The organism is Streptomyces sp. NPDC017936 (assembly GCF_044328485.1).
Classification (GTDB): Bacteria; Actinomycetota; Actinomycetes; order Streptomycetales; family Streptomycetaceae; genus Streptomyces.
The window spans coordinates 124205-145001 of the sequence record NZ_JBIRHK010000006.1 but is presented as its reverse complement, the minus strand read 5'-3'; the positions used below and the strand labels follow the sequence as shown (position 1 = coordinate 145001).

General features: G+C 76.4%; 17 protein-coding genes. 7 read left to right on the top strand and 10 right to left on the bottom strand.

Features of this window, described 5'->3' with window-relative positions:
* Positions 1 to 49: 49 nt before the first annotated feature.
* Positions 50 to 337 carry a DUF1876 domain-containing protein gene (locus ACH4F6_RS14610; protein ID WP_397960487.1) on the bottom strand — a complete coding sequence of 96 codons (288 nt, stop codon included), beginning with the start codon at positions 335 to 337 and terminating at the stop codon, positions 50 to 52.
* 1035 nt (positions 338 to 1372) lie between these two features.
* On the opposite strand from ACH4F6_RS14610, the gene ACH4F6_RS14605 reads away from it, so the two are divergent.
* Positions 1373 to 2026 (top strand): CBS domain-containing protein, encoded by a 654-nt coding sequence (locus ACH4F6_RS14605; RefSeq protein ID WP_397960486.1) that lies wholly within the window; start codon positions 1373 to 1375, stop codon positions 2024 to 2026.
* Between the two features lie 228 nt (positions 2027 to 2254).
* Positions 2255 to 3139 (top strand): universal stress protein, encoded by an 885-nt coding sequence (locus tag ACH4F6_RS14600; RefSeq protein ID WP_397960485.1) that lies wholly within the window; start codon positions 2255 to 2257, stop codon positions 3137 to 3139.
* 175 nt (positions 3140 to 3314) lie between these two features.
* Here ACH4F6_RS14600 and ACH4F6_RS14595 read toward each other — a convergent pair whose 3' ends face one another.
* The 3 genes from ACH4F6_RS14595 to ACH4F6_RS14585 all read right to left on the bottom strand — a co-directional run bounded on the left by ACH4F6_RS14595 (position 3315) and on the right by ACH4F6_RS14585 (position 10792).
* The gene (locus ACH4F6_RS14595) at positions 3315 to 6008 is read right to left on the bottom strand and encodes a GNAT family N-acetyltransferase (protein ID WP_397960484.1); all 2694 of its coding nucleotides are present in this window, start codon (positions 6006 to 6008) and stop codon (positions 3315 to 3317) included.
* Positions 6009 to 6146: 138 nt separating this feature from the next.
* The gene (locus ACH4F6_RS14590) at positions 6147 to 9071 is read right to left on the bottom strand and encodes a poly(A) polymerase (RefSeq protein WP_397960483.1); all 2925 of its coding nucleotides are present in this window, start codon (positions 9069 to 9071) and stop codon (positions 6147 to 6149) included.
* Entirely contained in the window at positions 9071 to 10792 is a 1722-nt protein-coding gene (locus ACH4F6_RS14585; RefSeq protein ID WP_397960482.1) for an RNA ligase family protein, read from the bottom strand. The genes ACH4F6_RS14590 and ACH4F6_RS14585 overlap by 1 nt, the downstream gene beginning before the upstream one ends.
* Before the next feature lie 373 nt (positions 10793 to 11165).
* Between ACH4F6_RS14585 and ACH4F6_RS14580 the strand changes: the two genes are divergently transcribed.
* Positions 11166 to 11837, top strand: coding sequence for a response regulator (locus tag ACH4F6_RS14580; protein WP_397960481.1), 672 nt, complete (start codon positions 11166 to 11168; stop codon positions 11835 to 11837).
* Positions 11834 to 12946: a sensor histidine kinase gene (locus ACH4F6_RS14575; protein ID WP_397960480.1), complete on the top strand. Its 1113-nt coding sequence runs from the start codon at positions 11834 to 11836 to the stop codon at positions 12944 to 12946. The genes ACH4F6_RS14580 and ACH4F6_RS14575 overlap by 4 nt, the downstream gene beginning before the upstream one ends.
* A gap of 73 nt (positions 12947 to 13019) precedes the next feature.
* Here the strand turns inward: ACH4F6_RS14575 and ACH4F6_RS14570 are convergent, their stop codons facing one another.
* Positions 13020 to 13880 carry an MBL fold metallo-hydrolase gene (locus tag ACH4F6_RS14570; RefSeq protein ID WP_397960479.1) on the bottom strand — a complete coding sequence of 287 codons (861 nt, stop codon included), beginning with the start codon at positions 13878 to 13880 and terminating at the stop codon, positions 13020 to 13022.
* 280 nt (positions 13881 to 14160) lie between these two features.
* On the opposite strand from ACH4F6_RS14570, the gene ACH4F6_RS14565 reads away from it, so the two are divergent.
* Positions 14161 to 15885, top strand: coding sequence for a SpoIIE family protein phosphatase (locus ACH4F6_RS14565; RefSeq protein ID WP_397960478.1), 1725 nt, complete (start codon positions 14161 to 14163; stop codon positions 15883 to 15885).
* Between the two features lie 40 nt (positions 15886 to 15925).
* Here the strand turns inward: ACH4F6_RS14565 and ACH4F6_RS14560 are convergent, their stop codons facing one another.
* Positions 15926 to 16165: an amino acid decarboxylase gene (locus ACH4F6_RS14560; RefSeq protein WP_397960477.1), complete on the bottom strand. Its 240-nt coding sequence runs from the start codon at positions 16163 to 16165 to the stop codon at positions 15926 to 15928.
* Positions 16166 to 16733: 568 nt separating this feature from the next.
* Here ACH4F6_RS14560 and ACH4F6_RS14555 point away from each other — a divergent pair.
* Together ACH4F6_RS14555 and ACH4F6_RS14550 are read left to right on the top strand one after the other, a co-directional pair.
* Entirely contained in the window at positions 16734 to 16928 is a 195-nt protein-coding gene (locus ACH4F6_RS14555; protein ID WP_397960476.1) for a hypothetical protein, read from the top strand.
* Positions 16901 to 17713 carry a phosphodiesterase gene (locus tag ACH4F6_RS14550; RefSeq protein ID WP_397960475.1) on the top strand — a complete coding sequence of 271 codons (813 nt, stop codon included), beginning with the start codon at positions 16901 to 16903 and terminating at the stop codon, positions 17711 to 17713. Before ACH4F6_RS14555 ends, ACH4F6_RS14550 begins: the two co-directional genes overlap by 28 nt.
* A gap of 33 nt (positions 17714 to 17746) precedes the next feature.
* Here the strand turns inward: ACH4F6_RS14550 and ACH4F6_RS14545 are convergent, their stop codons facing one another.
* The 4 genes from ACH4F6_RS14545 to ACH4F6_RS14530 form a co-directional block, all read right to left on the bottom strand.
* A complete protein-coding gene (locus ACH4F6_RS14545; RefSeq protein ID WP_397960474.1) occupies positions 17747 to 18289 on the bottom strand; it encodes a DUF1360 domain-containing protein in 543 nt (180 codons plus the stop codon).
* Complete coding sequence (locus ACH4F6_RS14540; protein ID WP_397960473.1) at positions 18273 to 19196, bottom strand: Rieske 2Fe-2S domain-containing protein; 924 nt, start codon at positions 19194 to 19196, stop codon at positions 18273 to 18275. Before ACH4F6_RS14540 ends, ACH4F6_RS14545 begins: the two co-directional genes overlap by 17 nt.
* Before the next feature lie 106 nt (positions 19197 to 19302).
* Positions 19303 to 19494 (bottom strand): hypothetical protein, encoded by a 192-nt coding sequence (locus ACH4F6_RS14535; RefSeq protein WP_397960472.1) that lies wholly within the window; start codon positions 19492 to 19494, stop codon positions 19303 to 19305.
* 165 nt (positions 19495 to 19659) lie between these two features.
* A complete protein-coding gene (locus ACH4F6_RS14530) occupies positions 19660 to 20712 on the bottom strand; it encodes a saccharopine dehydrogenase family protein (protein WP_397960471.1) in 1053 nt (350 codons plus the stop codon).
* Between the last annotated feature and the right edge of the window lie 85 nt (positions 20713 to 20797).

Below are 20797 nucleotides of genomic sequence, written 5' to 3'. Positions count from 1 at the left end.
CGTGGGGGCCGGGGTCAGCCGGTGACGGACCCCGGCCCGGTGCGGGGCCTCAGGTGGGCCATCCGGTGGCCTGGCGTGTGCGCGGACGGGCCGCGCCCATGCCGGCGATGTCGCGGTCGGCGGTGTCCAGCAGTTGCCGGGCGAGGTCGTTCATCGCCCGGCCGGCCGCCAGCTCGTCGCCGATCTCCGGCACGTCGGCGTCCGCCGGGTGGCGGTGCGCCGCCCCGTGGCCGGTGATTTCCGTGGTGCCGGTGTCCAGCACCAGGTGTGCCTTCGTGGTTCCGTCGTCGTCCTCGAAGAGGTGGAGACGAACCTGCCATTCCGACGTGTGCGGCATGACCTTCCTCCTCATGTCCGTGGCGGCCGTCGTGGTGCGCGGACCTCCTCGGCGCGGAGCCGGACGCGGGCGGTGAGGGCGGGCGGCCGTGCCGGGGGCCCGGCACGGGACGCGACCGGGACGGCGGGCCGCGAAGGGCGCGCCGCACGGGTCCGCGGCGCGTCCGCCCCGGCACACGTCGTGCGGGGCCGCCCGGTGGTGCGTCGACCGTTCCCCATCGTCTTCTCCGGCAGCGCGACGCCGTCGTCCGGTGGCCGCTCGTCGGCGGCGGCGACCGCATCGGCACGGTCGTCGCACGGGCACAGCCGCGCACGGCGAGGTGCCGTCGCTCCCGCCGACGACAGCCGTCCCACCGGACGGTCGCCGTACTCCCATCTTGTACGTGAAGTCCGGGTACGGCGCGTCGGCCTGCGGGGCGCTTCCTCCTGTCCTCCTGCTCCTGCTCCAGCTCCAGCTCCAGCTCCAGCTCCAGCTTCGAACGCCGACGCGCTCCGGCCACAGGGCCGAAGGTCCCTGCCGGAGCGACGTCCGGCCCCGCCGCTCGCCCAGCGGCCCGTCACGGAACCGGACGCCGGCCGCGGAACCGGGAGCCGGCCCGATCACGGCGGTGCGGACGGGCGGAGTACGGGGCGGGTCCGTGGACCCGGACGCGCGCCGGGACGCCCGGTCCGGCAGCGGCCCCGGCGGCGGCCTCGGCGCGACGCGCACCCGGCCACCGGCCCCGGCGGGCCCGACCGCCGTGCGGAAGGGGCCGAGTGGCCCATGCGCCTGCCGACCGCCGGGCGGAGAGTGGAGGGGCGGACGCCGCCGGGGCACGCGAAGGCGGGAGAGCGGCGCGGCACCGGGGGGTGACCGCGCCGGGCGACCGGCGGCGTCGGCGGACGGGTGGCGCTGAAGGGCACCGTCGGCCGGGAACCGCTCGTCCGGTCGCCGTGCGCCTCCGCCACGGCGCGGACGGGACGGCCGGCGTCGCCCCGAGAACGTGAGACGAGGTGGTGGGCAGTGACCGGGACTCCGTACACCGTGAGCGATGTCATGACCCAGACGGTCGTGGCGGTCGGACGCGACGCTCCCTTCAAGGAGATCGTCCGGACGATGGAGCAGTGGAAGGTCAGCGCCATGCCGGTGCTGGAAGGGGAGGGACGCGTCATCGGTGTCGTCTCCGAGGCCGACCTGCTGCCCAAGGAGGAGTTCCGCACGGGCGAGGGCGAGCGGATGCTCCGGCAACAGCGTCAGCGCCTGCTCGATGTCGCCAAGGCCGGTGCGACCAGGGCGCAGGAGCTGATGAGCACGCCCGCCGTCACCGTCCACCCGGACGCCACGCTCGCGAACGCCGCCCGGATCATGGCCGTCCGGCACGTGAAGCGGCTGCCCGTGGTCGACGACCTCGGCATGCTCCAGGGCATCGTCAGCCGTGCCGACCTGCTGAAGGTCTTCCTGCGGCCGGACGAGGAGATCGCGGACGAGGTCCGCCGCACGGTGGTGTCCTGCCTGTTCCCTAGCCTGGGCCACGCCGTCCACGTGTCCGTGCGCGAAGGGGTCGTCACCCTGCGCGGAGACATCCGGGACACCTCGCTCGTCTCGGTCGCCGTGCGTCTCGTGCGGGCCGTCGAGGGCGTCGTGGACGTCGAACCGCTGCTCACCGGCGAGCCCGCCGATCAGGGCGGACCGCGAACGCCCGGCTCCTGAGCCGGTGTCGTCGCGCCGTCGCGCCGTCGCGCCGTCGTGCGCGGGAGCCGCTGTCCGGCGTCGCGGGACCCGGGGACCGGTGTCCCTGCGGTGCGGGCCGTCGGGCCCGGCCCGGGCCACGGGTCCTGCGGCGCGGGCCGGGACGCCGCCCTCGCGTCGCGGGCACCGGGATGCGACGGTGGAACCCACCCCACGAGCGCCGCGCGTCACGCGGCCTGAGGAAAGGCGGTGGGGACGATGACACTCCCCCTGGTCGTGGGTGTCGACGGATCGGACTGCAGTCTGCTGGCGGTCGACTGGGCCGTGGACGAGGCCGCCCGCCACGGTGCCCCGCTCAGGCTGGTGTACGCCTCACTCTGGGAGCGCTACGAGCCCCGTCTCCCCTCGGTGGGTTCGGAGCGGTCCTCGGAGCAGGTGCTGGCCGAGCACATCGTGGCCTCGGCGGCCGACCGTGCCGAACGCCGCAACCCGGAGGTCAAGGTCACCACCGACATCGTCCCGGACGACGCGGCCGCCGCGCTCCTGCGGGCGGGCGACGAGGCCTTCGCCCTGGTCACGGGTTCGCGTGGCCGCGGCGAGCTCAAGGGACTGCTGCTCGGGTCGGTCGGCCTGGCCGTGTCCGCCCGGGCGCACTGCCCGGTGGTCGTGGTCCGCGGCGATCAGGCGGGCCTGACGGGCCGGCACGAACGGATCCTGCTCGGCCTGGGAGAGGCCGACACGAGTACCGAGGCCGTCCGGTTCGCCTTCCGGGAAGCCGAGGTGCGCGGCTGCGTCCTGGACGTGGTGCGTGCCTGGCGCAGGCCCGCCTTCGACCGGAGCGGCGATCGGGTCCAGACCGACGGACCGGCGGACACGTACGAGGAACGCGCCACGGCCCTCGTCGAGGCCCGGCTCCAGGCCGCCGACGCCGAGCACCCGAACGTCCGGACGCGCCCGGCGACGCTCGAGGGACCGGCCGGCAAGGTCCTCGTGGACCGGTCGGCGGCCGCGGACCTCGTGGTCGTCGGGGCGCCGCGCCGGACCGGTCACTTCGGGCTCCAGATCGGCGGTGTGAGCCACGCGCTCCTGCACCACGCCCGGTGTCCGGTCGCCGTCGTGCCGGAACGCCGGTGAGCGCCGCACGGCACACCGCGCGGATCCGTCGGTCGTTCCGTAGGTGACCAGCACGGTGTCGGTCACGGTGGTCCGCCTCCTCTCGCGGTCGGCGCGGCCGGTCGGCGGCCCGCGCCGCGTGCGGCGCCCGCGCCCCGGTGCGCGGGCGCCCGTCGTCCGGTCCGCCGGTCCTTCCTCAGCGCAGCCGGCGCAGATACGGGTCCTGGGGCCGGCGCGGCAGCAGGCGTACGCGCGCGTCGAGCACGGTGACGCCGCCCGGTGTCGCCAGGACCGGGTTGAAGTCGGTCTCGGCGAGCTGCGGCAGGTCCGTCGCCATCCGGGACAGCCGCAGGAGCAGCTGTTCCAGTTCCTCGAGGTCGACGGGGGTGCTTCCGTCCGCGCCGAGCAGCAGGGGGGCGCACCGCGGGGAGGTGATCAGTTCGTGGACGTCGCGGTCGGTGAGCGGGGCGAGGCGTGCCGAGTGGTCGGCGAGCACCTCGGTGGCGGTGCCGCCGAGTCCGAACAGCACGAGCGGGCCGAACACCTCGTCCTGGACGACGCCCGCGAACAGTTCGGTGCCGCGGGCGGCCAGGGGCTGCAGGACGACGCCGGTCATGGTGCCGGCGAAGCGGGTCCCCAGATCGCGGAACGCGGCCCTGACCTGGGAGTCGCCGCGCAGGTCGAGGTGGACGGCGTGCTGCTGCGTCTTGTGCAGGAGCCCGGGCCAGTGGGCCTTCATGACGACCCGGCCGTCGAAGCCGCGCAGCCGGTCGGCGGCGAGGACGGCGTCGTCCTCGGTCTCCGCCCAGGCCCACGGGATCTGCGGGATGCCGTAGCAGGCCAGCAGGTCGGCGCAGGTGCGCGGGTCGAGCCAACCGCCGTCCGGGTGGGCGGCGAGGTACTCCTCGACGACCGTGCGGGCCCGCTCGGGCTCGACGTCGTCCAGGCCGGGGACGGTTCCGGCCGGCCGCGCGAGCCAGGCGGCGCGTTCGGCGGCGTGGGCCAGGGCGCGGGCCGCGGCCCGGGGTTCGGCGTACGAGGGGACGGTGCCGCCGTCGGCGGCGGGCAGCAGGCGCACCGACCGGTCCTGCTCCAGGCGTACGGCGATCACCGGCCTCGCCCGTCGTCCCGGGGCCGCGGTGACGGCGCGTACCAGGTCGTCACCGGTGGCCATGGCGACCGCGGTGGGGACGAGGGCCACGACGACGGCGTCGACGCCGGGGTACCGGGTGAGGCGGTCGACGCACTCGGTCAGCTGTTCCTCGGACACCGCGGCGGTGGCGTCGACCGGGTTGCCGACGGTGGCGCCGTCCGGCAGGACGGCGAGCAGTTCGCCGGTCGTCGCCGGAGTGAACGGGGGGAGCACGAGTCCCGCCTCCGCGCAGGCGTCGGCGGTGAGCACCCCGGCTCCGCCCGCGTTGGTGACGACGGCCACGCGGGTGCCTTCCGGCAGTGGCTGGGAGTGCAGCAGGGCCGCCGTTTCGAGGAGTTCGCCGACCGAGCGGGTCGCGGTGACACCGGCCTGGGTGAACAGCGCTCCGCGGGTCATGGTGCGGGTGGCGGCGGCCGCGGTGTGGGAGGCGGCCGCCCGGCGGCCCGCCTCGGTGCGGCCGGCGTCGACGGTCAGCACCGGGATGCGGCGGGTCACCCGCCGGGCGGTGCGGGAGAAGGCGCGCGGGTTGCCGAAGGACTCCAGGTGCAGCAGGGCGAGGTCGGTCCGGCCGTCGCTCTCCCACCACTGGAGCATGTCGTTGCCGCTGACGTCGTACTTGTCGCCGAGGGAGACGAAGGACGACACCCCGATGCCGAGCCGGGAGAGGCCGTCGAGCAGGGCAATGCCGACGCCTCCGGACTGCACGGCGACGCCGGCCGTCCCGGGGCGCGGGTGCGCGGCGGCGAAGGTCGCGTCGAGGTCCAGGTCCGGCTCGGTGTGGCAGACGCCGAGGCAGTCGGGGCCGACGAGCCGCATGCCGTAGGTGCGGCAGGCGGTCAGCAGGGCCTGTGCCTGCGGGTGGTCGAGGCCGGCCGTGACGACGACGAGCGCGCGCACCCCGGTCTTTCCGCATTCCTCGGCGACGGCGGGCACCGCGGCGGCCGGCACGGCCACGACCACGAGGTCCGGCGTCTTCGGCAGGGCCGCGACCGAGGGGTAGGACGGCACGCCGAGCACCGAGGCGACGCCGGGGTTCACGGCGAAGAGGCGCCGGGTGAAGCCGCCCGTCCGCAGGTGGTGCAGGACGGCCCGGCCCACCGATCCGGGGGTGCGTCCCGCTCCGACCACGGCGACCGCGGAGGGCCGCAGCAGCGGGACGAGGCTGGCCACGTCGGCGGCGCGGCCGCGGGCCTCGACGGCGGAGAGGTAGGCGTCGTCCTGGTCGAGGTGGATGGTGCAGCGCACCTCCGCTCCCTCGAAGCGGCGGGTGGTGCGCAGGCCGAGGTCGGCGAAGAGCCGGAGCACCTTGTGGTTCTCGCTCAGCGCGTCGGCGGTGAAGGCGGTGATGCCCTCGGCGCGCGCCGCCGAGACGAGGTGCTCGACCAGCAGGGTGCCGACGCCCCGGTGGTGCAGGCCGTCGGAGACGGCGACGGAGATCTCCGCGCCGTCCCGGTGCCCGCCGGTGTCGTACTCGGCGAGGCCGATCACCCTGTCGTCCGCCTCCGCGAGCAGGGCCCGGTAGCCGGGGCGGGACGGGGCGCAGGCACGGTCGGCGGCCTGGTCGGCCGAGCGCCGGCCGGCCACGAAGAACCGCATGCGGAGGTTCTCCGGCGACATCTCCTCGTAGAACCCGCGCAGCCGGTCGTGGTCGCCCGGCAGCGCCGGCCGGATGCGCACGGTGGTGCCGTCCGCGAGCAGGGCGTGGACCGGGGGCCGCTCGAGCAGGTCGTCCGTCATCGCAGGTCTCCTCCGTGGCGTGCGGTCCTCACGATCGTCCGGCGCGGCGGAGCGGGAGCCCAGGGGCTGTACGGCGCCTGCCGGGGGCCGGCCGGCCCCACTGCCGCCGCCGACCGGCCCCCTCTTCCGCGGGCCGCGTCACCGCAGCGTGGGGACCGCCCCGCCCTCGACGTGCGTCACCTCCACCCCCGGCAGGCCCGTGACCCACCGGCCGGCGATGTCCGCGAGCCGCTGCGCGCCGAGCGGCGCCGGCCCCAGGCCGATCACGTACCGCGCGCCGGCCGGCGCCTCGGCGGGCGCCGGGGCGGGCGTGGGGGTCAGGGCCCTGGGCCAGGCGTGCGCGTCCCGCACGCCCGCGTCCTCCAGCGCGCCGAGCAGCGCGCGCATCCGCCCGCGTACGCGCCCGTCGAGTGCGTCGAAGTCCTCCGGCCGCCGGGGCCGGAGCGTCACCACGGCCCAGGCGGCGTGCCGCCGGTGCAGCGGCGGCGGGGCGAGCAGGCCGGGCCACGGGTCCGTCCCGGACCGGGCCGCGGCCTCCACGGTCTCCCAGGCCTGGTAGAGCTCCTGGCCGAGCAGGTCCCGCCCGTGCGGGCCGACCTGTTCGGTGCAGGACCGCACCGGGGCGGCGGGTGTCAGCACGGTCAGGGCCCCGCCGGTCCCGGGCGCGTCCTCACCGGTGAGGGTGACGGGGTGCCGCCAGTCCCACGCGGCCCACAGGGCGAAGAACCGCCGCAGCAGCTCACCGGCGTCCGCGTCGGGCGATGCGCGCAGGGTACGGGCCGCGAGCACCGCCCACGCCAGCCCGGGCAGCCCCCCGAACGGCGCCGCGTCCAGTCCGCGCGCCCTCGCCCACGCCTTCACGCCCCGGGCCAGCGCCGCGAACCGCGCCGGCCTGTCCTGCCCCGCGGCCGGCCCGCTCACGGCCGCCAGGACCGCGTCGGCGTCGGACACCGCGCTCAGCGCGACCGCCGCGGCCTCGCCCAGCTCGGCCCGCCGCGCCACCGCGTCCTTCGCCGGCACCGCGCCCGTGGCGACGACCACGAGGTCCACGTCGAGTCCTCCGGCGTGGAACCGCAGCCCGGGCACGCGCGCGCCGACGACCTCCCGCACCCGCGCGGCGCCCGGCAGCGCGGCCGTGACCCGCTCCCTGACGGCGGCGAGGTCCACCGGGCCGGGCAGCGCGGCGACGACGTCCAGGTCGGCCCCGGCGAGCGCGCAGCCCATGCGCCGGGATCCGACGAGGTGGACGGTCCCCTCGCCGAGCGCGTCGGCCAGGAGCCGCACGACGTGCTCGGCCGTCGCGTCGTCCGTCGCGGGCGGCACGCCGGCGCCGGCCGCGGGCGCGGCCCACTCCTCCCGGCCCCGGTCGGGCCGGCCGAGGGCCGGCTCGGGAAGCCACCGCACCTCGCCGGTGCCGAGGGCGACCGTGGCCCGCGGCCGCATCGGTTCGTCGCCGCGCCGGGACATCAGGACCAGTTCGCCGACCCGCGCGGTCATGGGGGTCAGACGCGCCGCGCAGTCGACGGCGACGGCGTGCGGGTCGGCGGTCCGGCCGAGGCTGAGGTGCGGGGTGAACTCCGGGTGGCGTCCGCGGCAGCGCGGGAAGCGCCGTACGAGCGCCTGCCGGAGCTCGGCCCACGGGGTCTCGTCGTCCGCCGCGGGGTCCAGCCACACGGTGGCGCCGTCGCGGTGCCCGAAGGTGTGCAGTCCCGCCAGCCGGGCCGTGAACGGCGCGACCTGCGCGGCCGCCTCCGCGAGCAGCGGTGCCGCCCGTTCGAAGTCCGGCTCGGGGACGAACCCGAACAGCACGTTCACGTGCGGCGGCCAGCGCCGGATCTGCACGTCGTGGTCCCGGCGCACGTCCTGCAGCGCCGGCCACAGCTCGCGCGGCGGAACCCACGCCAGCGCCGTGCGGGGGGTCGGCGCGACGTCGAGCACGTCGACGGGCGTGCCGGTGCCGCAGTGCAGATCGGCGGCGAGGCCGTAGTGGTCGGAGGCGTACAGGCCGTGCGGGCCGGGCGTGTCGCCGAGCAGCGTCGCGCCGGTCACGCGCGGCCCGTCGCCGGGGCGGACGAAGACGCGGTCGAGGCGGGAGGCCCGGCCGCTCAGGGACGACACGGCGGCCAGCGGGTTGACGCCGGGGTCGAAGGTGGGGGTCCGGTCGCCGCTCCCGTGCGTCTCGGTCCAGGCGTCGAGCATGCCGAGCGTGCGGGCCGGGCCCGGGCCGCCGTCGTTGAGGTCGCCGGCCAGGACCAGGCCGCCCGGCACGGCCGCCAGGCCCTCGGCGAGCCGGGTCAGCTCGGCGGCGCGCCGGGCCGGGCCGTCCTCGGAGTGGTCGCTCGTCAGATGGGTGGCGGCCACGGCCAGCGGTCCGGACGCGGTGTCGACGACGACGGCGGTGACGGCCTTGTGGTGACCGAGGACGTGCAGGGCCGCCTCCCGCACGGGGAGCCGGCTGAGCAGGAGCTGCCCGCAGTCGTCGACGTCCTTGCCGTGGGGGTCGGTGCCGACGGTGTAGCCCGCCCGGACCCAGGGCGCCTCCAGCAGCATGTCCAGCAGCTCCGCCTCGACCTCCTGCAGGGCGATGACGTCCGCGTCGGCGTGCTCCAGTGCCCGGAGCAGCAGCGGACGGCGCAGGGCGGTGTCGATGCGGTGGCTGTCGTAGCGGTCCCACAGCGTGTTCCAGGTCAGGATCCGCACACGGTCGGGCCCGTCCCGCCGTGGGGCGGGGGGCGGGGCGGGGGTCCAGCGGCCGGCGGCGGCGTCCCACGCGTGCGGTGTGCGCGCCGTGAAGAAGGGGGCCCGCAGCCGTCGCGGGTCGCGCACCCGGCCGGCGCCGGACGCGTCGATGCGGTCGACGCCGGTGGCGCGGTCCCACACGAGCTCGCCGTCCGCCTCCACGAACAGCACCCGGTGCCACGGGATCTCACCGCCCGGCACGAACGCGGGCAGCGGCACCCGCTCGGGCGCGGCGCCCCGCTGGTGGATGCCGAGCACGAACCGCGCGGGGTCGAACCGCGCGTCCCAGCGCACCCGGTGGTAGATCTCCTCGCTGGTACGCATCAGACGTCCTCCCCTTCCAGTGTGCCGTCGCGGTCCGCCACGGTCCCGTCCGCGCCCACGTACCAGGTGCGGTGCGCCTGGCCGGGATACGGCGGCACGAACCGGCGCAGCTGGCCCGTCAGCACGTCCGCCGGCACGGGGTGCGCGCGTGTGGCGTTGCGCCGCAGGAGCTCGTCGTGGTCGGCGAGCACGACGGCGTGCGTGACCAGCGCGTCGCGCCGGCGGGCCACCGCGTGCACCAGGGACCGCTGGTGCGGGGTGAGCGACGTGGCGTCCCACACCACCGTGCCACCGGCCGCGAGCGCCCTGTCCAGCCGTTCGAGGCCCGCCCGCAGCACCTCCCCGTTGGCCTTCTGGTCCGCCCGCGCGCCGCGCGCCGCGCGCAGCCCGTCCAGCGACACGTGTGCCGAGACGCCGTCCAGCCGCGCCGCGAAGGAGCTCTTGCCGCTGCCGGACGGTCCGGTCAGGTGCACCAGGCGGGGGAAGTCGCCGCCGCGCCACCGCCAGGTCGCCGCGACGGCCTCCTCCGCGGTGGACACCCGGCCCCGGGCGTACGCCTCCCGCGCCTCCGCCCAGCAGCGGTCACCGGCCGCGCCGCCGATCCCGTCCCGTTCCAGTGCCTCGCGCAGGCCGGTCCGCAGCGGCCCGAGCGGCGCCTCGCCGAACAGCCCGGCCTCGTCCGCGTGCAGCGCGGACCACTCCACCTGCTCGCGTGCCCGCTCGTCGCCCGCGACCGCCCCCGCGACGGCGTGCAGCACCCCCGGATCGGCCGCGAACGACATCCGTACGAGCCCGGCGCGCCGCTCCGCGTCCGGGTACGGCCGGTGCAGGGCGGTGTGCAGCCCCACCAGGTCGGCGACCCGCCGCGCGAGGGGCACGCCCAGGGGGCCGGCCGCCCGGCCCATCAGCCGGGCCCGTGGCGCGCGGTGGAGCGTCGCGGCGAGGACGCCCGCGAGCCGGGCGTCGCCGCGCCGTCCGAGGGCGTCCAGCCGTGAGGCGGCCTCGGCGGCCGCGGCCGCGTCGTGGTCCGCCACGCCCAGGTGTCCGGCCAGCGCCTGCGGGTCGGGGGACGCCCCGGAGCGCACGGCCCACAGGGCGGCCGCCGGGGCGAGCCGGTTCTCCACGACGGCGGTGTGCATCCAGTGCGTCCCCGTCGTCACGTGCCCGGGCCGCACCCACTTCGCGACCCGCCCGGCGAAGTCCGGGAGGGCGAAGCCCTCGGCGGTGCGCACGACGTAGCCCTCCTGTCGTCCGGTGTCCACGCGCAGCCGCCGCAGCGTCCGCTCGTCGAACACCCCCCGCCACAGCACCGGCGGCACCGGCACCCCCAGCCCGCGCAGGAAGCGCACGGTCTCGTCCCAGCCCAGGCACCGGTCGCGCTCGTCCCACACGGAGAACCCGTAGAAGTAGCCCTCCAGCGCGTCGTAGGCGAGGGAGTGCCGCGCGTACACGTTCTCCCCGCACACCCGCCACCCCGCCGGGATCCGCGCCCCCACCCGTCCCTGGAGCGCCTTGACCCACGCCCGCGACGGATGGTGCGCCGAGTCGACGGACCGCGCGTGCAGCCCGTCTGCGTACAGCGTCGTGTTCTCCCCGTCGAGCTTCTCGGTGACGACGACCTCCCGTCCGGCGAACCCGCTCAGCCCGCCGGCCCGCACGTCGTCGGCGGAAGCACCCGGTGACCAGGGCACATGGGGGGTTCGGGGGTAGGGGGTGCGCATGCGGGGACTATAGGAGCGCCGGAAGCGTCCGCTCCAACGGATTACCGACGGCCGCCCGGCGCGGAGGCGGCCGACCGCCGCCGTGGCCTCCGCGCGGCCCCGCCCGGTTCGGCACGGAACCTCCGCCGGCTCCGCGGGCGCCGCGTTCCCCTTCGTGTCCCCGGGTCCGGCCGAAACCCTCCGTCGCTCACCCGGCGCGGTGCCGGAGGCGGCACGCCGACCGGACGGGGGCACCACGCCGGCCGGCCGCGGCGATCCCGTCCGACCGGCCGGTGCCACGCCGCCGATCGGCGGGAATCGCCTCCGGCCCGCTGAGGGAGGGCCACCGGGGTGGTACGCATCGACTGGCGAGCACGCAACGAGCGGAGCGCAGGTGATCCGGGTACTGGTGGTCGACGACGAGGCCCTGGTCCGCACGGGCTTCACGCACATCCTCAACGCGGCGGACGACATCGAGGTCGTGGCGGCCGTCCCCGGCGGCCAGGCCGTCCGGACGGTCCGCGAGTCACGCCCCGACGTGGTCCTGCTGGACATCCGGATGCCGGACGTGGACGGGCTCACCGTCCTGGCCCACCTGCGTCGCATGCCGGACCCCCCGGTGGTGGCCATGCTCACCACCTTCGACGCCGACGAGTACGTCACGGCCGCCCTGCGCTCGGGCGCCGCCGGCTTCCTGCTCAAGGACACCGACCCGGAGCAGCTCCCGTATCTGGTGCGCGCCCTGGCCGAGGGCGGGACGGTGCTGTCGTCCAAGGTGACCCGCACCGTCGTGGAGGGCTACCTCGACCACGGCGAGCGCCAGCCCGCCGCCCGCCTCACGGCCCGGCTGACCGAGCGGGAGCGAGCCGTCCTCGTCCTGATGGCGGAGGGACTCGCCAACGCCGACATCGGCGAACGGATGCACCTGAGCGCCGGCACGGTCAAGGGGCACGTCAGCGCGGTGCTGAGCAAGCTGAAGGTCGGCAGCCGCGTCCAGGCGGTGCTGATCGCGGAGCGCGCGGGCCTGCTGGGCCCGTCGCGGGAGCACGGCGAGGACACCGGGTGAGGCGCCGAGCGGTGCCGGCCCCGCTGCTGGACGCCGTCCTCGTCCTGCTCGCGCTGGCGGACACGTGGTCCAACGTCGACGCCGGGCAGCGAGCCGCCATGGCCTGCGCGCTGCTCGCCGCCTTCTCGCTCCCCCTGCGCCGCCGCCTGCCGTTCACGACGTTCGTGCTCACCCTCCCCACGGCGTTGGTCACGGACGCGGTGCTCGCCACGCTCGTGGCGCTCTACACGCTCTCCTCGATCAGCCGCCACCGCGTCCTGCTGGCCGGCTGCGCCCTGGCGTACGCGGTCTGCGACTTCCTGCCCTGGCCGTGGTCGTCCCTGAGGCCCGCCGACCTCGCCGGCACCCACACCCTCGTCCAGAGCGTCTACGCCGTGGCCACGGCGGCCGCCCCCGTCTTCCTGGGCCAGCTCGTCCAGGCCCGCCGCGAGCTGTCGCTCCGGCTCGCCGAGATCACCGAGGCCCGCGAGCACGAACGGCTGCTGGCCGCCCAGAGCGTCCTGGCCCGGGAGCGCGCGCAGCTCGCGCGGGAGATGCACGACGTGGTGTCCCACCAGGTCAGCCTCATCGCCGTGCAGGCCGGGGCGCTCCAGGTGGGCAGCCACGACGCGGAGACCCGGCAGGCCGCCTCGACGATCCGCCGGCTCAGCGTGCAGACCCTGGACGAACTGCGGCACATGGTCAGCGTCCTGCGGGCCTCCGGCAGCCGCCCCACCGAACTCACCCCCCAGCCCTCGCTCGCCGACCTGCAGCGGCTGATCGACGGCAGCGGCATCGAGGCGCACCTGAAGACGGACCTGCCCGAGGACCTTCCGCCCACCATCCAGCGCGCCATCTACCGGGCCGTCCAGGAGGCCCTGACCAACGTCCGCAAACACGCCCCCGGCGCCACGGTCACCATCTGCCTCCACCGCACCGGCGGCACCATCCGCACGACCGTCACCAACACGGCCCCCACCAGGCCCCCTCTCCCCCTGCCCGGCGCCCATCACGGCCTGACCGGCCTGCGGCAGCGCGCCGAACTCCTCGGCGGCACCATCACCTCCGGTCCCACGCCCGACGGCGGCTACGAGCTCCGCCTCGACCTGCCGGCCGACACCTCGCCGTGACCGCGCCGCGCCGGCTCCGCGCGGCCGGTCGCGGTGTCCGCGCACCCGGCGGTCCGCGGCAGGCCGGCGGCGGTCAGGTGACCGTCGGGACCGCGCCGCGCGCGGCCGGCACGCGTGACCGCTGCCCGTGCTCGCAGTGGACGAGCCGTTCGCCCAGTCCGAGGCGGTCGGCCTCGGCGAGGAACGCCGACAGCGGCGATCGCATGACCGTGTAGTCGCCGTAGTGGACGGGCAGGACGAACCGGGGATCGAGGCGACGGGCCAGTTCCGCCCCCTGGGCGCCGTCCATGGTCACCACGAAGCCCCCCGGGAGGCGGGTGCCGCCCAGGTGGAGGACGGCCAGGTCGGCGGCCGGGAAGCGGCGCGCGATCTCCTCCAGCCCGTCGTACAGGAGCGTGTCGCCCGAGACGTACAGCCGCAGCCGGACGGGGCCGCGCACGGGCCCGAACTCGAGCATGCTGCCCATCACCGGCGGCAGCAGGCCGCGCAGCACCGGATGGCGGGCGTGTCTGCCGGGCAGGGCCGTGACGCGGACCTGCGAGGCGCCGTGCCGCAGGGTGAGCCCCTGCCACGTCCGCAGTCCCGCCGTGTGCCGGAAACCGTGCGCCACCCTGAGACGGCGTGCGGCATGGGGCGTGGTGAGGACCGGCACCGTGTGGTCCAGGTGCCGGCGGGCCGTGCGGTCCCAGTGGTCCCCGTGCAGGTGGGACAGGACGACGGCGTCGAGGCGCGGCAGAGCGGTGACGTCGAGGGCGGGTTCGGTCAGACGGCGGCTGAGCAGTCCGTAGCCGAGGTAGGCGTACTGGCCCCGGTGCAGGAAATTGGGGTCGGTGAGCAGGGTGAGCTCGCGGTAGCGCAGCAGGACGGTCGCGTTGCCGACGAAGTGGAGGTCGACGGCGTCGTCCGAGGTCGTCTCGTCGATTACCGGTGTCATGGCCGCACCCCCGTCCGACGGACCGGAGGCGTCCGTCGCGGGACTGGCGTGTGGGTGTTCCTCCGGACAGGCGGAGTACCCCCGGCCGACGTGATCACTACAGCGGGCCGGCGGCCGGCGGTGTCGCGCCGGGCGGTTCCTTCCCCGGTCGTGCGCGAACTCCGGCCGCCGCGTTCGCCGAGCGCGGGAGAGCGGGAGACTGAGGTGTCGCGCGCTGGGGCATCCGGGAGGGGGATACTCCGAGTGGGTGTGACACCCGTCGGCAGAAGGAGATGAGGACGTGCCAGGGCCCGAGCATGCGCAGACCCCCGGGAAACGCCCCCTGGCAGCACCCGGTGCCGAGCTCACCAGCGCGCTGGAGGCCATCGGGACCGGAGCCTACGTGGTGGACGAACAGGGCCGTCTGATCGCGGTCAACGCCCGGGCCGAACAGTTGCTGGCCCGGCCCGTGCGGGACCTCCTCGGCCGCGACGCGCACGACCTGCTGCACCGGGACGCCCACGGCCAGCCCATGCCGAGGACCCGGTGCACCATGCGGCAGGCCTTCCACGACGGCCGCACCGCCCAGGGCGACGGGGACTACTTCGCCCGCGGGGACGGCTCCCTGCTCCCCGTCTCGTGGCTGATCACCCCGTACGAAACGGGTGACTGCGCACAAGGCACGCTGGTCCTCTTCGACGACCGCCACGCGCAGGGGACCGACCCGCGGCCGCGGTCGGAGGGCACGCCGCTGCCCGAACTCGAACGGCTCGCGCTGCTGGCCGAGACCACCACCCGGCTGACCTCCACCCTCGACGTCGACGAGGCCCTGCACCGGCTCGTGACCCTGGTGGTGCCCCGGCTGGCGGACTGGGCCGTCATCGACCTGATCGCCGAGCGCGACGAAGTGTGGCGCTCCGTCGTCGTCGAAGCGGACGGCGAGAACCTGGTGCACCACGAGGAGCTCCAGGGACCGATGCCGCCGATCCCCGAGGAGTCCCCGATGCCGTTGTCCAGGGCCCTGCGCGGGGTCGCCTCCACCCTGGCCGGCCCGCGCACCTACCAGGGCGCACCGGACTCCGGCATCGCGGTCGAGCAGCGCCGCCTGTTCGACGCCACCGGCATCCACTCCGCGGCCATCGCCCCCATCCGCAGCACCCGTGCGGTCCTGGGCGCCCTGACCCTGGGCCGCTCCAAGCAGCCGGGCGACTTCACCACCGCCGATCTCCCGCTGCTCGAGGACATCGCCCGCCGTGCCGGCCTCGCCCTCGACAACGCGCGCCTGTACCAGCGCCAGCGCAAGGTCGCCGAGACCATGCAGAACCACCTGCTGCCCCAGATGCCGCGCGTCCCCGGCCTGCAGATGACGGTCCGCTACCTGCCCGCGCCCGACGCCTCACAGGTCGGCGGCGACTGGTACGACGCCTTCTCCCTGGCCGACAAGTCCACCGCCCTGGCCATCGGCGACGTCGTCGGACACGACCTCGAGGCCGCGGCCGGCATGGCACAGCTGCGCAACATGCTCCGCGCCTACGCCTGGGCCCTGCAGGAACCCCCCAGCCGCATCATCGCCCGGCTCGACGAGGCGGTCATGCACATCACCGACGTCACCATGGCCACCATGGTCCTGGCCCGCATCGAGGAGGCGGACGACGGCCACTGGAAACTGTCCTGGAGCAACGCCGGCCACCCGCCGCCCCTGCTGATCAGCCACGACGGCCTGGCCGAGTACCTCACCGACGGCCACAGCCTGCTGCTCGGCACCGGCGTCCGCGTGTCCCGCCCCGACGCCAGCACCCTGCTGCCGCCCGGGTCCACCCTCCTGCTGTACACCGACGGTCTGGTCGAGGAGCCCGGCCACACCCTCGACGAGGGACTGCACCGGCTGCGGCAGCACGCCGCCGCCCTCGCCCACCGTCCGCTGCCGTCCTTCACCGACCAGCTGCTGCACCGCGTCCGCCCCTCCAGCAACGACGACGACATCGCCCTCCTCGCCCTGCGGACCCCGTACTCCCGCAGGACGTGAGGCCCACTCGGCCGTCGTCCCGCCGGGACGGCGACGGCCCTCAGCGCCGCGCCACCACGCGGAGCGTGCGGACCGACGGGTCCGCCGCGTCCGGGACGAGGACGCCGTGGTCCGCGCCGGAGCGCAGGTGGCCGGGCACCGCGCCGGTGATCACCTCGCCGGGCGCGATCACGGGGACGCCCGGCGGGGAGGGGCCGACCGTCTCGGCGGCGATCCGCCCGGCGGCGCGCCCGGCCGGCACGTGGCCGGCCTCGGCGAAGAACGCCTCGCGCGGCAGCACGGCCTGCTCCGGCTCCAGGGCGGACGGGGCGGACGGACCGGCGGCTGCCGTTCGACGGACCCGGCCCCGTCGACGAGCGCGCGCAAGGCCTCCGGCAGGACCTTTTCGGTCCCGACGTCGTCGACGTGGGTGACCGAGGCGCTGATGCGGCAGGTGCCGGAGCCGCCGACGTCGACGTGCCGGTCCGCGCGCGGCCACTCGGCGGCCCGCATGCCGCTGATCCCGAGCTCGCGCACGTCGCTCACGATCTCCAGCGGGTCGGAGGGGGCGGCGAGCCCCCCTCGACGACCTCCCGGCCCATGGGCCGCAGATCAGGAGACCGGGTGGGTCACCGGCCGCGTTCGGCGCGGAGGGGCATCCCTGCCCCCCCGGTTGTCCCCCGGTGACCGAACCGGCCGGCCGCGGTCGCTCCGCCACGGTGGCACCGGATCCGGCTGAACCCGCCCGGCCGGGGTACCCGACCGCACGCCCGGGGGCGCGCGACGCCCTCTCGACCGGCTGCCCCCGTTCCTCGGGGGCGCCCCCGGAACAGCGCGACAGCACCGACCGTCCGACGAGGAGGCCGACCATGAGTGAGCAGACCCCGTCCCAGGCCGAGGGCGAACGGCCGAAGGACCGCCGAGGGGACGACGACGCGCCGACGTCCGGTCGTCGTGACGTCCCCCGCACGACTCCTTCGCAGGCCGAGGGCGACGACCCCGCGGCGGAGGGGGCGTCCGAGGAGGACAGCGAGCAGTGGCAGGCCGGCTGGTCCGGACCGTGAACGGCCTCTCCCGAACCGGCCGCACCCTCGCGGCCGGCGCCGAGGGGCGACGGCCGGCGACAGCGGCCGCGCCCCGGGGGGCGACGGCGGCCGAAGCGGGCTTCCGCCTGCTGGGCCGCCTGCGCCGGGCCCCCGCCCTGCACCCGCACGGCCTGACGTGCACGGCCGAGGTCGAGGTCGTGGACGACGGAGGCGGGCCGTGGCACGCGGCGTGGCTGGACGCGCCCGGGCGGTACGCCGCCACCGTGCGGCTGTCGCGGGCGGCCGGTCTGCCCCGGCGCCTGCCCGACGGGCTGGGTCTCGCCGTGCGCGTGGAGGGGGCCGGCGGTTCCGGCCGGCCCCTCGACCTGCTCCTCACCAGCAGCGGCCGGAGCCGGCTCACCCGGCATCTGCCGCTGCCGCGCGCCGACGCGCTGGGCGGCCCGTACTCCAGCCTGCTCTCCTACCGGATCGGCGGCCGCACCGGGCTCCTGGCCGCCTTCCCCCGCCGCGGGCGGGCGCCGGTGCACGGCGACCCGGCGAGTCTGCGGGGGGCCCTCGACGCCGCCCCGCTCGTCTTCGACCTGTGCGCCGAGACCTCCGCCGGGAGGTGGCGCGCGTTCGCCGTGCTGACCGTCCGTGCTCCCCTGCCCCTGGCACAGGAGCAGAGCCTCGGCTTCGACGTCCACGAGCACAGCGCTCCCGGATTCGCTCCGGGCAGCACCCTGGCCGCCGTGCGCCGCGCCGCCTACCGGGGATCCCGGGAAGGCCGTGCCGAAGCCCCGCGTTCCTCGCTCACGTCGTGAGCGAGGAACGCGGGGCGCGGTTCCGGGCCGGCCTCAGTCGCCGCTGGTGCGGGCCACCAGGGCGCCGTACGTCAGTTGCAGCGCGTCCGCCCCGGCCAGGGCGGTCAGGGCCCCCATGGCGGTGCGGGTCGCGCGCGGCCAGAGCAGTCGGCCGGCGGTCAGGGTCGAGGCCACCCAGACGCTCATGCAGAACGGGCAGGTGACCAGCTCCCCCACGGTGTCCTTGCCCGCCTCGGGGCGCGCCTCCTCGTGCAGTTCGGCCGGCCCCTGCGGACCCACGTACCGGGTGAAGGGCGCCCGCAGCGGGCTGGTGACCGACGCCTTGCTCAGCAGCCGGCTGAGCCGGAACGTGGCCACCGAGGTCAGGACCACGTCCCAGGGCTCCGGCCGTTCGGGCAGCGGGCGTCCGCGGTGCCGGACCAGTGCCGCCCAGGCCGCCGTGTACGTCCCGAACGCCGCCATGGCGCCGAGGTAGCCGCCCAGGTGCTGGTCGTGGTCCGCCGAGTAGTCCCGGCGGGTGCGCCGCAGGACCCCCTTCACCCGCTGTACGAGGCGAGCCTCACCCTGCATGTCCATGCGCCTTCTCCGTTTCCGTCCCGGTCCACTTCCCGTTCGCTCCGGGACCGTCGCGGCGCAGGCGCACCTCGACGTGTCCGTCCAGGATCCGGGTGTCGAAGGCGGGCTGGGGCGCGGTGGCGGGGCCGCGCACGTTCCAGCCGTCCGAGAGCCGGAACACGCTCCCGTGCCAGGGGCACTGCACGCACCCGTCGGCGACGGTGCCCTCGGACAGCGGGCCCGCGAGGTGGCTGCACCGCTCGGCGAGGGCGTGGACCGTCCCGCCGGACTCACGGACGACCAGCACCGGCACGTCGTCCACGACGCGCCGCACGGGCCGGCCGGCCGGGAACTCGGCGACGGCGCCGACCCGGTGCCAGGCGTCCCGGATCACGTGCGGGACCTCTTCGGCGTGGTTGGCGCCGGAGGCCTGGCGGTAGGCCAGGTGACCGCCCAGGAAGCCGCCGAGTCCCACTGCTGCCAGCCCGAGGAAGCCGTAGGTCCGGCCGGCTCCCGTCCGCCCCTTGAGGCGGCAGGCGAGCGAGGCCGCGTACAGCCCCACCGCCGCCACGTTCGTCATGGCGTGCGCCAGCCCCACGCGCTGCTGCTCGGGATGCAGTTCCGCCCAGTCGACGGTGCCCGCCAGCGCGGCGGGCACCGCCGTGGCCAGGCCGACGCCGACCAGCAGCCCGGCCCCGCGGGTGCGGCCCGGCCACAGGTCCAGCACCGCGGCGGACATCCAGCTGCCGATCGGCACCTGCACCATCAGCGGATGGACCGGGTGCCCCAGCCCTCTGCCGTGCAGCAGGTCCCGTCCCGGTCCGAGCGGCAGGGAGCGCACGCCCGTGCGCAGGGTCTCGATCAGGCGGTCGGCCCTGGGCTCCCGTTCCAGCCGGTCCAGCAGCCACAGCACGCGGCTCTGTCTCATCCGTCGGCGACGTGACGTTGCGCTCATGGGCCGCCGAGTTCCCCGGCCGCGTTTCCGGCAAACGGTCGCGGCCGGGCGACGGCGGCCCGCGCCGTCCTCCGCCTCGTCACCCGCCGGGACGGAGGACGGCGCGCACGCAGCCGTCCTCCTTCGTCTTGAACATCTCGTAGGCCCGCGGCGCCTCCTCCAGCGGCACCGAGTGCGTCGCCAGGTGGGAGGTGCTCAGCTGCCCGGGGTGGACGTGCGCCGTGGGACGGCGCGTGCGCGCGGCGAGTACCTGGAAACGGGTGCCGTCCACGACGGCGTCCGAGCCGGACCCCGCGGGACGGACCACCTGTGCGCGGCCCTGCCCCGGGCGCTCTCCCGCCTCCGCCCCGTCCGCCGCGCACCCCTGCCGCCGGCGATCCGGTGCGTGGCCGCACGGAGCGCCGGACGGCCGGCGTCCCGGACGCCGAGCGCCCCCTCAGACTCGCGGGAGCGGGACGGAGGGCTCCGTCTCCCAGGAGATGTGCGGGGACAGCGCGCGGAGGAAGCCGGGCGCGTCGAAGAGCGCGCCGGCGGAGGCGACGCCGACCGTCCTGGTCCGTCCCGTGAGGATGCGGTCGACCGCTTCCACCACGAGCGGCGCGGTGACGGCGTAGATGTCCCGGCCCCGCGCCACGGCGCGCCGTTCACGGCCGCCGGAGCGCACGACGACGTCCACGAGGAAGGTCTGGTCGGACCGGCCGTGCTCGTCGGCCGCGGCCGGCGCCGGGGTGTCCGGGTCGGACAGGTCCCCGGCCGCCTCCACCGTCATGGAGGTGCGCACGTCGGGGATCGGCAGGTGGCTGGGCACGGTGACCACGTCGGCCATCGTGAACTCCCCGATCACGGCCCGGTTCCCCAGCGGCTCGGGGAACGGCCACTCCTGGGCCGGCGGGGCGTCGTCGCGGTACTCCAGCCGCCCGTTCGCGTAACGGACGCGCCGGCCGCCGCGCCGCTGCCGGGAGACCGCGCCCGCGGCACGCGTCCCGGCGGTGGGGTGCCACCTGTTCAGCCCGTAGGCGACATGCGCCTCGTCGGCCGCCGTCCAGTCGCCCATCGCGGCGGTGACCAGCAGGTCGCCGAGGCCGCCGTAGAAGGCCATCGCCGGCAGGACCACCGCTCCCGCGGCCCGGGCGCGGTCCGCGAAGTGCGCGAACGTGTCGGCGTTGGCCTCGATCTCGGCCGCCACGTCCACGTACGGGATCCCGGCGCGCAGGGCCGCCTCGATGACGGGGGCGGCCGTCGTGGCGAAGGGTCCGGCGCAGTTGACCACGGCCGCCGCGCCGGCCAGGGCGCGGTCGAGCGAGGACGGGTCGTCGACCGACGCCGGACGGGTCTCGAGTCCGGGACGGGACTCGGCCAGCCGCTTCAGCTTGCCGGCGTCCCGGCCCGAGAGGACCGGGACGAACCCGCGGTCCCGCAACCGCGCCACCACGAAGCGCCCGGTGTGCCCGTACGCGCCGAACACCGCCACCTTGAGTCCCGATTCCATGGGTCCTCCCCCGCACTCGAACGAACTGCCGTGATCCGTCGTGGACATCGTGGTCGACGGGGTGGGCCGTCCACGAGTGTCCGGA